Here is an 11,924-nt window from a genome sequence, read left to right as displayed (position 1 = left end):
TTGCACCTAACCCACCAACAACTGATTCCGCAAACCCTACGGACTTACTTGAGGATTTTTGGAGTAACTTTTTTCCTGCTCTACAAACTCCTCAACAGCATAAATATCAGGCCAGACAGTTGCACCATGTTCATAGTTATCAATCCCCACCTTATCAGCTTCAGGATTAACACGCAGCTTACCAATAGCATTGAGTCCAGTAAACATTAAAAAGGCAAAACCAATAGTGAAAACTGATACTGCGACTACGCCCAAAATCTGCACACCCAGCAAATCAAAACCACCACCTAATAAAAATCCAGCTTTTTTATTCAAAGTCAGTTCTGGTTGACCTAAAAAACCAACTGCAAGTGTACCCATCATGCCATTAATACCATGAACAGCAAATGCTCCCGCAGGATCATCAATTTTACATGATTCAATAATATCAATTCCTGAAACTACTAAAATTCCCCCAGTTAAGCCAATCACAACCGCCGCCCAAGGTGCTATAAAAGCACAACCAGCGGTAATACCTACCAAACCTGCCAAAGAACCATTCAGACAATAGACTAAATCCCATTTACGTGAACGACTATATTGATAAAACAGCGCCGCTAAGGCCCCAGCACCAGCCCCCAGGGACGTATTCAGGGTGATTAAACCAATTAAGCCAGGATTACCAGTACCGAGGGTTGAACCGGGGTTAAAGCCATACCAGCCAAACCAGAGAATCATAGTTCCCAAAGCTGCCAAACCTAAGTTATGGGCTGGAGGAATCTGCCCCCAAGGAGTTCGTCCAGGGCGTGGACCAAGTAAAAAAGCACCAACTAAAGCTGTCCAACCACCAACGGTATGAACCACTGTACTACCAGCAAAATCATGAAAACCAATTTTCGATAACCAGCCACTGGAGTTCCATACCCAATGCACAATCACGGGATAGCTGAATGCAGCCATGACAGCGCTGTAGATTAAATCACCGATAAAGTCTGTTCTCCCAGCCATTGCCCCAGTAGTAATTGTACTGGCAGTAGCCGCAAAAGCAAACTGAAAGAAGAACAAAGTATAAGCATTGAGTCCTGAAGCTATTCCTGGTACACCACCATTAGTAAAAGTACCGTTAACTGGTAATTGACTTAAGAAAAAAGTGTCTGTACCAATAAACCCACCAGCACTTGTACCAAAAGCGATGCCAAAGCCCACACCCCACCAGATGAGAATGGTGACAGCCGCATCAATAAAGTTTTCTAATAGGGCATTAACTACACCTCTTCGGCGCAGCAAACCTGCCTCTAACATGGAAAATCCAGTCTGCATGAAAAATACTAAAAAGCCTGTGAGTAGTACCCAGGTAGTATCAATGGAAATTTGTAATTGCTGGGTTGTGGCATTTAAGGATTCCAGTGTCACAGGATCTGCAGCTTGGACAACTGTGGGGGCAAAAATTGCCAAAACCATTGCACCTATAGCTAGGGCTAAAAGACGATATAAAGGACGAATACGTTTATTCATGGTTGTTATTCTTATTGCTGACTCAGTAATTCCCGATCTCTTGATGTTTGCTGAATAGAATTAGCTGACTTTATATTTGATTAAAAAAACATTCTGTATTAAAGAGTACATTTTCTTTGTGGTTATGTGAATTATTCACTCTGCAATAAGTACCGCGATAAAATTAATTATACATTGATGATTTACCAATTCTTCGCCAGTTAAGGATTTCAGCCCAGATTTTTGTGTAATTAATTTTGTTCAATTACTTAGTACATAAGATTACTGCACACCATACTATAAGTATTTACTATGGTTCAGGATTTATAATCACTATTAGACATCTCCAGAAAAGAATGTAGAGCCGAGAATCCCTACCCATGGAATGTCTCTACAAGGGTTCTAGGATACGCATATTTAATTTCTGGAGATGTCCATTGAACATCCTTCGCATATAAAAATCTGATATTTATTACGTAAAGATATACTTCTTTAAAAAATTAAAAAATTAGATCCCCGACTTCTCAAAGAAGTCGGGGATCTGAAAACCGCACCAACTAACACCAAATGCGACCACGACGGAAAGGTTTATCAGGTTCAGTTTGTTGGGCTTTTTGTCTAGCCATTTCCTGTGACCAAAAACCATAATCTTCCAAACCAGTAGATAATAATTTACGTTCAATTTCTGCTGGTGGTTTAGGTTCTGGTTGACTCGAATTTGCGGGGGTTTTCTTTTGTTTACTCATAATATTGATAACTCCTAAATCATGCAACTACAAGAAGATTTAATTTGCTGATAACTACGATTTTGAAATGCAGCGGGGTCATTATAATTAGCACCATGTAATAAATCCATACGAATGCTAACTAAGTCCTCAACTCTACCATGAATGACATCAACAGACCGATGAGGATAAATAATATCTGGTCTTTTTACCGGAGGGGAAAGTTTGGGTAATCTCATAATCAATTTTAGATTGTAGGTTGGGTTGACGTATGTTACCCAACATTAAAAAACTCAACATGATTTCTCGTTCCCATACTCCGTATGGGAATGAATTCTAGAAGGCTCTGCCTTCTATTAAGGGAACACCAAAAAATAAATTACCTAATTTTGTGGGATGGGCATCCTGCCCGTCCTTGATGATTAGCGGGCAAGATGCCCGCACCACAAGAAATTTTTGGGTATTTTTTTAATTGGAAGTCCCTAAAGCAGAGTCAGAGCCTCTGTAACCGCATTCCCAGTCAGAGACTGGGAACGAGATAACGAGATAAAAGACTTTGTTGGGTTGCGCTGTTGCTTAACCCAACCTACCACTATTAATAAGGAGTAGACCAAGAACGGACTTCGCCCAAAGTAACAGGAATAATATCACTCACATCAATTGTAAACCGGAATAGCTTCTTCGCCCGACGACTATTTTCAGGATCAAAGAACTTCAATTTTACATCCCAACAATCGCTATCTAAACGACAGAAAGGACTTTTCTCTACAGTAATACTATCCAACTCCATACCTGTAGCCACAGCTTCCGCAAAGGTAGAAGCCGCTTGAAAAGCATTCGTAGAGGCAAAATTCAACGCCCTATCTTGGGAAGTTGTCCCTAAATTCCGTAAATCATAATAAATACGGCTGAGGAAACTACCCAAAGTCCGACGAATAGACTCTTCTTGTGCTTCTGAAGCTTGTGCTTGCACTGTCTGAATAGCAGCTTGAACTAAGGTATTCACCTTCCAACCATACATTCCCCGAATGTTGGGAACTTCAATTACAGGAACAACTTGACCAGAAAATAGTTTTACACTGCGTCCCGATAAAATACCGGGAATACTGACTCTCTCTACATAATTCTCGCTGTCTTCTGCTTGAATTTGTCCCGATAATAATTCTTGTAAAATCCCATAAACATCTCTCGCAAAAGCCCCACCTGGTTCAATTGCATAGATAGGAGTTAATTCTAAATTCAATGTCCAAATTAAGGACTTAGCCTCAGAAAGATTATCTCCTAAATAATCTACCATCTGCCGCGCATCATAAGGGTTAGCGGGAATCGCTGTTCCGTCTATTTGTACTCCCGGCATTAATTGTTTAAAGGAGTCTCTTCTGGCTTCTGAACCAAAATCGTAACCCAGTGTACCTAAAGCATACACTAAGTTAACTTCGGCGAGATCGCTGGGTGCTTGACTAGCAGTAATGTAATTAGATGTACGATTTGACATGGTAGTAAATTGAGAATTGGATGAATTTTTTAAAGGTGCGGAAGTTGTCACAGCAGGAACTACTGGGAAAAATTCAGGGGGTATAAATTCTTCCGGGTTGGGTTCCGGTTCAGCACTATTTGTAATCTCTGCACAACCGCAACCAGCAGCTTCAATACTGTCAACGGTTTCTACTGTATCTAATTCTTCGGACATTGTTCCTCCTGTAAAATATGCCAATGCACCAGAAATATTTAATTTACCTAATAAACAGCGACTAATATCGTCTGTATCCTTATCTGTGCAAGGTATAGCAGTTTCTAATAAAACCGCTCTCACCTTAGCGGGGTCGGGTGTTTCACCACGTTGAACTTGCAGACTTAGGAGTAAAGCAGCGACACCGGAGACAATGGGAGTAGCAAAGCTAGTACCACTGAGTTTTTGTGTCCCTCCCCCCGGTTTTGCCCCTAAGATGTTTTCTCCCGGTGCAAGAATGCCTTGGTTTTGATAGCTTTCCCCCCAGTTACTAAAGTCTATGGGTTTACCTTGGTCATTCATTGCCCCTACTGCTAATACGGTGGGTAAAGATGCGGGAACGTGCAAACATTCGCAACCATCATTACCAGCAGCAGCCACAATTAAAACATTGTGATCTTTACATAGTTGCACAGCCCTATCTAACCAGCCTTCTGCTTCACCATTATCAGTGAGTTGTCCAGCACTGACATTGATAATATGCGCTCCAGCATTGACGGCTTGTTCTATGGCGCGAGATAGGTCTAATTGAGAAAGTTTCTTATTATTGTCACCAAAAATAGGGACGATTAACCCTCGACATTGGGGAGCAATTCCCCGTAATTCTGAGGAATTATGTTGACCAAATATGATGCTTGCTACATGAGTTCCATGTCCAGACATAGATCCATTAGCTGTCGCTTCTCCCTGAATAAGTGTTGGCAATCTTGTTAAATTTGCTGCATTAAAGCAATTATGAGATTGATCAACCAATCCGTCGAGTATAGCTACACATATTTGTGAATCACCCTGTGTCAAGTTCCATAATTTCTGGATTTCCGTTTCAATTGAGGATTTTGGCATTTAATTTGTTAATTATCTGCTTAAACATCTATTTTGCGCCATAAATATCTATTTTATGACATTTTTATTACGATTGTGCTTCTAGAACACAAAAGTAATTCTCATATTATTCGGCTGAAATGTCAACTAAATTTACATATTTTAACGGATATAATTTTTTCTTATGTCAAAAAAAAACGGTTTTGGTAAGTGGTTATTTTCTCCTTTGCTGTGGATGAAAATCAGTATTTACAAATACTTGACGGGAGGAGATAGTGATTTCCGCTTCACGGAAATATCAAGCAAACAGGAGTGTTAACAACCTGATTTACTATAAGTAATTTTTATTAATAAGGTGTTGCGTTGAATCATAATTGGCTGTACTATCAGAATCAGGGTAGCTTCACTTAGCCTACTGATTAGTAACTGCACTTTTTATCATCTCATGGTAGGCAGTTGCATTGATTATTCTGAAAAATTCACATTAGTTAATACTAAAACTCTACCTCTCCCTAACCCTCTCCTAAGAGGAGAGGGAACAGGAAAAAAACTTGAGAATTTAAAGAGTTTAAAGCCTCTCTCCTTGTAGGAGAAAGGTTTGGAGAGAGGTTTTATATAAAGCTTCTGGTGAATCACAACTCGTTAAATTACCCTTCAACATCAATTTAACGCCTTCACCAAACCAGTCTTCTTCATAAGGAAGAAGTTAAACGAACAAACAAAAAGGAAAACACACCATGACTAAGAAAAACATCCGCCCCCAACAAGTTGCTCCCGTAGAACGCGAAACTATCTCCACTGCCAAGGATCAAAGCGGTCAGGTTACCTCTACCTCCATGGACCCACGGTTCAACCAGGGCGGTATCCCTTTTGCGGGCGACGACGCGGAGTAAGTCACCCCATTCTACCACTCACCTCAAAAAATATCAAAAGTCTATTTCTACATCCCTTGGCGCACGGTTTGCCTCGATGAATTGACGGACAACCTCTGTCAGTTCGGGGGTTTATCACTGGCACGAAGGATAAGATACCTCTCCCTAACCCTCTCCTAAGAGGAGAGGGAACAGGAATAAACTTGAGAATTTAAAGAGTTTAAAGCCTCTCTCCTAGTGGAGAGGTTTTATATAAAGCTTCTGGTGAATGACAACTCGTTAAATTACCCTTCAACACCAATTTAACGCCTTCACCAAACCAGTCTTCTTCATAAGGAAGAAGTTAAACGAACAAACAAAAAGGAAAACACACCATGACTAAGAAAAACATCCGCCCCCAACAAGTTGCTCCCGTAGAACGCGAAACTATCTCCACTGCCAAGGATCAAAGCGGTCAAGTGGAAGCCCAACATGCATTCATTGGATATGATCAGGATCCCACAGGTAAATATCCTTTTGCGGGCGACGACGCAGAGTAAGTCACCCCATTCTACCACTCACCTCAAAAAAGGTCAAAAGTCTATTTCTACATCCCTTGGCGCACGGTTCGCAGCGATGAATTGACGGACAACCTCTGTCACTTCGGGGGTTTCGGATACCTGGCACGGGGGAGGTGGAACGGACGGAGATTTTTTAGGGTCACTGGTTGAACCCTTATCCGAGAGATGAACCCCAGCCAGCAGCTTGCTACCCCAGTGGCATTGGGTTGGGGTCTTCTCCTTGGGTTTATACTTTTGGCAGAAGCCTTTATACTTTCTGGCACATTCTTCTAAGCTGTTTCCTAGCCGCAGAAATGCTGGATGCCATTGAGTTAAACCATCATCGGTTAAGCGTTCATAACTGCCATAATTGCTGAAGTCATAGAAAAAACTCTGGCGCATTTTGGCAGCTTTAGGATTAGCGTGAATGTAGCGTAAAGTATTTAATGCTCTTTCTTTGTCTGAAGCAGGAAACCCATCACAGTAATATCGTTTCTCCCAAAAGCTTGTGGTGAGCGAAGTCGAACCATGTCCTGTTCTTCTTAACATTCGATTGAAACACATCGCCGTGTACCAATTCAGGAAGTGCATAATTTTGGGTAACTCTTCTGACTGTTTAGGTGCAATCAAATAATGAACATGATTTGACATAATGCACAAAGCATAAAGCTGGAAATTGTATTTATCCAAAGCCTTTTTTATCGCATAAAGAAACACTTCCCGACATTCACGCCGTGATAGCTTAAATTCACGGTTATTGCAACGGATGGTAATGTGGTAAGAATATCCAGACTGTAAATTTCGAGGTTTTCTAGGCATATCTTTTAACAACAATATAAAAACTAGCCATTTATGATAGCTAATGTAACCCAGAAAGACAGATTTAAAGAACAAAAACTACAGTTTATTCGCAATCATCAACAAGCCTTTGATGTTGAGCCTATTTATCCACTCCCCTTGTTTGAAGACTTTGTGATGAATGTAGAAGGAGACTGTAGCATTGAAGCTTCTTGTAAGATAGAATTAGACAAGTTAATTGCCTCAAGATTTATGTTCTTTTTCAAAGATAAGGCACAACAATGGCAAAAATATCTCCATCAATCCCTCACTTTTTTTAATCGAGTAGAAAACCTTGTTGGTGTGCAAATTGACTACTCTCTATTGCAGCAATTTTTAGGATCTGACTTTGATTTTCGTAAAGTTACTGTTCTTTCTGCGGGGATTGATTTAAGAAGCAATCTTGCTGAATCTAGCTTAAAAATGCACATTAGAATCAAAGATTATCCCAAAAAGTTAGATCAAGCTTTATCCCTAGCCAGCAACGCTGAGGATTTGATTTCCGTACGTCGGTTTCTCTCTGTTGTTGGTTTTGATTTCTATTTCAACGGTCGCAGTGAAATTGAGCTTTATCCCGAAGTTCAAGAAGAAGATTTTGCCAAATCAGAAACCCAAAATTTGGTCTGGCGACATTTTCCGAAGTTCGTTTTAGACCCTCTAGAAGTTACTAGATTATTTGGTTTTGGCCTCTCAAAAGCTAATCATAATCCAGTTCTCTATTATAATCTTAAAAATAAGCAAGATTTAGCTAATTATTTCAAACTCAACGATGCAGCTCAACGAGTTCACAGTTTTTATCAAAATCAGGATATTTTACCTAATATGTGGGTAGGTACTGTCCAAAAAGAGTTAGAAAAAACAAGAATCGAAAATGTTAGACTTTACTATTATAAATCCTTCAACTAATCTCTCAGCAATTGGCAACCCAACAAAATTAAATCACAAAATCACCAAAATGTTGGGTAACATCCCTCAACCCAACCGACACAATTTAAATAACATCCTGTAAATCCTTAAATCCTGGATATCCTGATTGGTGACAATTTCATTATGATGAACTATGAAATATAGTATTCTAATTCAATGGTCTCAAGAAGATCAAGCGTATATTGCTTTTTTACCTGAGTGGGGAAAATATGCTAAAACCCACGGAGAAAGCTATGAAGAAGCTCTAGAAAATGCCAAGGAAGTGTTAGAAGATTTGCTGTATGGCTATAATCAAATAGGTAAGCCTATACCCCAACCCCAAATATTACAAAATATAGCTTAAAAAAGACATAATCTGACAATAATGATATCTATAGGTTAGATGTAGGTTGGGTTAAGCGACAGCGCAACCCAACAAAATTAAATCACGAAATCACCGAAATGTTGGGTAACATCCTGTAAATCCTTAAATCCTGGACATCCTGATTCAGACAATTTCATCATCTAAACTACCCAACAAAATTAAATCACGAAATCACCGAAATGTTGGGTAACATCCTGTAAATCCTGAAATCCTGGATATCCTGATTCAGACAAAAAAATAACAAAGAAATTCATCCCAAACATCATCTAAACTAGAATTGTAATCAACCATCGTATTTTCTATGACTATTCCCATAACTATTAACTTACCCGAAAGTTTAGCTGCTTCTATCCAGCGTCTTGGAGAAGCAACAGCGCGAGAGATATCAGATGTTTTACTTGACACCCTAGAAATAGTATTACCTACCTTAGATAATCTCTCAGAAATGAGCATTAATTCAAGCATTCCTGATATTTCCGATGAGGAAGTTCTAGAATTAGCTAATTTAAAAATGGATGTAGTGCAAAATCAACGCTTGGGAGAACTACAAGCTAAAGGAAAAAATACCGGTTTAACAGCAGGAGAACGTTATGAATTATTAATTTTAATGTCCCTTTATCAAATGGGACAATTAAGAAAATCTGAAGGTTTAGCCGAAGCTGTCAAACGGGGAATAAAAACTCCTTTATCGCCATGAGTTCTCTATCTGAAACTATACGCCAAAAAGTAAGAGAACGGGCAGAAAATCGCTGTGAGTATTGCCTTAGTCATCAAGATTATATTATGGGTAGATTGCAAATTGATCATATCCAACCTGTAGCTAAAGGAGGAGATGATACAGAAGATAATCTCTGTTTAGCGTGTGAATTATGTAATCAATACAAATGGACACAAACTGAGAATTTAGATCCTAAATCTGGTGAAATAGTTTCTCTATTTAATCCTCGTCAACAACAATGGCAAAAACATTTTACTTGGAGTCCAGAGGGGACAGAAATTATCGGTCTGACAGCCTGTGGTCGTGCTACAATCGGGGCGTTGAGATTGAATAATAGTTTAGCTGTTACTGTGCGTAAAAATTGGGTTAAAGCAGGTTGGCATCCACCAAATTAATCGCAATCAATTATGAGCAAAAGTTATCATCCCAACCAAAATTACTCATGTAACATCCTGTAAATCCTGAAATCCTGGACATCCTGATTGGTGACAATTTCATTTTCTGCAAAATTTGAGCAAATTTTATGATATCTACTACTGCAATTTCTCCCATCTTAACTATTCCTCCCCTAGAAAACGGCGACAAATTAACCCGTCATGAATTTGAACGGCGTTATCATGCCATGCCGAATCTGAAAAAAGCCGAATTAATTGAAGGAGTAGTTTACGTGGCATCACCATTAAGAATCAAAAGTCATGGAGAACCCCATGCTTATATTATGACTTGGCTGGGAGTTTATAAAGCAGCTACACCGGGCATAGGTTTCGCCGATAATGCCACAGTGCTAATAGATACAGATAACGAACCACAACCGGATGCTTTATTAAGAATTGAAACAGGAGGACAATCAAGAATAAATAAAGATGATTATGTAGAAGGTGCGCCAGAATTAATAGTAGAAATTGCTGCTTCTAGTGCTTCCTATGATTTACATGAAAAACTCAAAGTTTATCGTCGTAATCAAGTCCAAGAATATTTAATCTGGCGAGTTTATGACTATCAATTTGATTGGTTTAGATTACAACAAGGGGAGTATATTCAACTTCAACCCAATGCAGATAATATAATTTGTTCCCAAATATTCCCCGGTTTATGGTTAGATAAAATAGCATTATTAGGAGGAGATTTAGGTACAGTATTAGCTGTTTTGCAGCAGGGTTTAGCAAGTCCAGAACATGAGAATTTTATTAGTAGATTATCTAGTTAGTCAGAATCAGGATATCCAGGATTTTTGGTGTCAACTTAACGTAAAACCCATAGCCCGACTGGGAATGAATTCCCAGTCTCATAGCAAAAGTCATCTAAAGATGACTAAATAACCCAGAAAATTTTCAGTAAACTTTAGTTTAGTTTCGCTATTAGCCCGTAAATTCATTTCTGGGCGGGTTTGTCAGCCAACAGATAAGACATTTTTAGCCTAAGTTGACACCTATGAGCATTGCTAAACCCCTATTGGTGACAATTATCTAGTTAGCAGCAGTTACCATCCAAACTAAAATTCCTAAAATAACATCAACAGGAGGAAGTGGATAATCTGTAAAATCAATTGTTACAGTTTGTTCGGTTAATTGTAGAAATCGCCAAACAGTACCATTAGTCACGCTACCATAAATTGTAGGAATAGATTGATTATTAATTTCATTAAATTTTTGAGCAGCAATCATTTCCGCAATACACTGGCCAATACCCGGATTTAAGTCTGATTTTTTAGCTTCCACAATCATAACTGCTGGTGCTTCAACTTCTAACTGTTCTGCTGAAAGACTGAGAACAAAATCACAAACTCCATTCAATCCTAAAGCCGAATCTACAGTAAAATCCGCACCAGAGAATAGACTAATTTTTCTTTCTAAAATCTTACGTACTTCTAGTAAAACCGGACTAATGATTAATTCAGAACGAGCTTTTTCACTTCCCGTCGCTATAGCTAATGGCAAACTTTCTGCTAAAAAATCAGTCAGGGTTGCACTAGCAGCAATTGGTTGGATTTCTGGCAGAAACTTTTTATTTTCAACGGTATTTATGCCAAAGGTTTGCTTAACTTTTTTGAGAGTAAAATCACTATATGACATAATGTAAATATTTCCAAAAATGATGTAAAATCTATGTGAAAATCAACCAACAGCAAAATCTGTATATTGTCGCACTAAAGGTTCATGAAATGCTAAAACAATATCTGATTTTGGCACTCCTAATTTAACTAACTCATCTGCTATACCAATTTCAGTTCCATCATGTTGTATCCAAATTTTCTGATCTTTAATATCCAAATGCAAAACACAACCATGCTGCCGTTTTCTATTTTTCCAACCCACATACATCAATTGATAATGATCACCAAAACTATCAAAAATCAATTGTTGTTCAATTTCATCTTTAGCTGAACCTAATTGAGCATATTCTGTGATCACTTGTTTGACATAATTGCGATATTGTTCTAGTTTTTCCATGCTACAATTACCTCCTGAATCGGATCATAAATCATGATTTTAAGTTGGGAACGCTGAACAACTGTTTTAATAAACTGCAATTGAAAGAAAGAGTAATAAATTCCTGAAGGAATAGCTAAATATAAAACTCGTTCTGGTTGTTGTTCTTCTAATGCCAAATGATAATTAAAAAATTGTCCAATGGCTTGATGAAATTGAGAAATATTAGATGTACCAATAAAACTCTTAATTTCCACCGCTATTTTTTCTCCTTCTCTTTCAGCAGCTAAAACTTGTTCCGCACCGAGATCAATATACATTTCCACATCACCAACTTCTATCCTTAAAGGATCATCTGTAATTACCCAACCTTCTTTTTCTAACCCTATCCTAACAGCATCATGAAAAACATCTTTAGCTGGCATTAACTTTATAAAAAATTAGACTTTTCACCCACAATTATAACATCAATTACAACAACACAATCAA

The 11,924-nt window shown here is 38.5% G+C and carries 15 protein-coding genes; 7 read left to right on the top strand and 8 right to left on the bottom strand.

Going from position 1 to position 11,924, the window contains the following annotated elements; genetic code table 11:
• Positions 1–36 precede the first annotated feature (36 nt).
• The 4 genes from AN486_RS11080 to AN486_RS11065 all read right to left on the bottom strand — a co-directional run bounded on the left by AN486_RS11080 (position 37) and on the right by AN486_RS11065 (position 4,770).
• Positions 37–1,494: an ammonium transporter gene (locus AN486_RS11080; RefSeq protein WP_290600656.1), complete on the bottom strand. Its 1,458-nt coding sequence runs from the start codon at positions 1,492–1,494 to the stop codon at positions 37–39.
• A gap of 536 nt (positions 1,495–2,030) precedes the next feature.
• Positions 2,031–2,219 (bottom strand): cyanobactin biosynthesis PatC/TenC/TruC family protein, encoded by a 189-nt coding sequence (locus tag AN486_RS11075; RefSeq protein ID WP_290600654.1) that lies wholly within the window; start codon positions 2,217–2,219, stop codon positions 2,031–2,033.
• Between the two features lie 14 nt (positions 2,220–2,233).
• Positions 2,234–2,437 (bottom strand): cyanobactin biosynthesis system PatB/AcyB/McaB family protein, encoded by a 204-nt coding sequence (locus tag AN486_RS11070; protein WP_039204671.1) that lies wholly within the window; start codon positions 2,435–2,437, stop codon positions 2,234–2,236.
• A gap of 356 nt (positions 2,438–2,793) precedes the next feature.
• Complete coding sequence (locus AN486_RS11065; RefSeq protein ID WP_290600652.1) at positions 2,794–4,770, bottom strand: PatA/PatG family cyanobactin maturation protease; 1,977 nt, start codon at positions 4,768–4,770, stop codon at positions 2,794–2,796.
• Between the two features lie 716 nt (positions 4,771–5,486).
• Here AN486_RS11065 and AN486_RS11060 point away from each other — a divergent pair.
• Positions 5,487–5,642: an anacyclamide/piricyclamide family prenylated cyclic peptide gene (locus AN486_RS11060; RefSeq protein ID WP_290600651.1), complete on the top strand. Its 156-nt coding sequence runs from the start codon at positions 5,487–5,489 to the stop codon at positions 5,640–5,642.
• Positions 5,643–5,995: 353 nt separating this feature from the next.
• Positions 5,996–6,160, top strand: coding sequence for an anacyclamide/piricyclamide family prenylated cyclic peptide (locus AN486_RS11055; RefSeq protein ID WP_168637025.1), 165 nt, complete (start codon positions 5,996–5,998; stop codon positions 6,158–6,160).
• A gap of 33 nt (positions 6,161–6,193) precedes the next feature.
• Here the strand turns inward: AN486_RS11055 and AN486_RS11050 are convergent, their stop codons facing one another.
• Positions 6,194–6,979, bottom strand: coding sequence for a transposase (locus AN486_RS11050; protein WP_290600648.1), 786 nt, complete (start codon positions 6,977–6,979; stop codon positions 6,194–6,196).
• A 33-nt stretch (positions 6,980–7,012) separates the two neighbouring features.
• Here AN486_RS11050 and AN486_RS11045 point away from each other — a divergent pair, with 33 nt between their 5' ends.
• From AN486_RS11045 to AN486_RS11025, 5 genes are all read left to right on the top strand, one after another.
• Positions 7,013–7,903: a DUF5838 family protein gene (locus AN486_RS11045; RefSeq protein ID WP_290600646.1), complete on the top strand. Its 891-nt coding sequence runs from the start codon at positions 7,013–7,015 to the stop codon at positions 7,901–7,903.
• A gap of 154 nt (positions 7,904–8,057) precedes the next feature.
• Complete coding sequence (locus AN486_RS11040; RefSeq protein WP_168465420.1) at positions 8,058–8,267, top strand: type II toxin-antitoxin system HicB family antitoxin; 210 nt, start codon at positions 8,058–8,060, stop codon at positions 8,265–8,267.
• A gap of 322 nt (positions 8,268–8,589) precedes the next feature.
• Positions 8,590–8,985: a hypothetical protein gene (locus AN486_RS11035; RefSeq protein WP_039200150.1), complete on the top strand. Its 396-nt coding sequence runs from the start codon at positions 8,590–8,592 to the stop codon at positions 8,983–8,985.
• Entirely contained in the window at positions 8,982–9,401 is a 420-nt protein-coding gene (locus AN486_RS11030; RefSeq protein WP_168359009.1) for an HNH endonuclease, read from the top strand. The genes AN486_RS11035 and AN486_RS11030 overlap by 4 nt, the downstream gene beginning before the upstream one ends.
• 128 nt (positions 9,402–9,529) lie before the next feature.
• Positions 9,530–10,213 carry a Uma2 family endonuclease gene (locus AN486_RS11025; RefSeq protein WP_290600641.1) on the top strand — a complete coding sequence of 228 codons (684 nt, stop codon included), beginning with the start codon at positions 9,530–9,532 and terminating at the stop codon, positions 10,211–10,213.
• Positions 10,214–10,472: 259 nt separating this feature from the next.
• Here AN486_RS11025 and AN486_RS11020 read toward each other — a convergent pair whose 3' ends face one another.
• From AN486_RS11020 to AN486_RS11010, 3 genes are read right to left on the bottom strand one after another with little or no spacing between them, the layout of a single operon-like run.
• Positions 10,473–11,078 (bottom strand): hypothetical protein, encoded by a 606-nt coding sequence (locus AN486_RS11020; protein WP_168637029.1) that lies wholly within the window; start codon positions 11,076–11,078, stop codon positions 10,473–10,475.
• 42 nt (positions 11,079–11,120) lie between these two features.
• A complete protein-coding gene (locus AN486_RS11015; protein WP_148760946.1) occupies positions 11,121–11,456 on the bottom strand; it encodes a XisI protein in 336 nt (111 codons plus the stop codon).
• Positions 11,444–11,860: a XisH family protein gene (locus AN486_RS11010; RefSeq protein WP_290600638.1), complete on the bottom strand. Its 417-nt coding sequence runs from the start codon at positions 11,858–11,860 to the stop codon at positions 11,444–11,446. The genes AN486_RS11015 and AN486_RS11010 overlap by 13 nt, the downstream gene beginning before the upstream one ends.
• Positions 11,861–11,924 lie beyond the last annotated feature (64 nt).

This window comes from Anabaena sp. AL93 (genome assembly GCF_001672085.1).
GTDB classification, from domain to species: Bacteria; Cyanobacteriota; Cyanobacteriia; order Cyanobacteriales; family Nostocaceae; genus Dolichospermum; species Dolichospermum heterosporum.
Note: the sequence above shows the minus strand (reverse complement) of the source record. Positions and strands in the feature narration are given on the sequence as shown.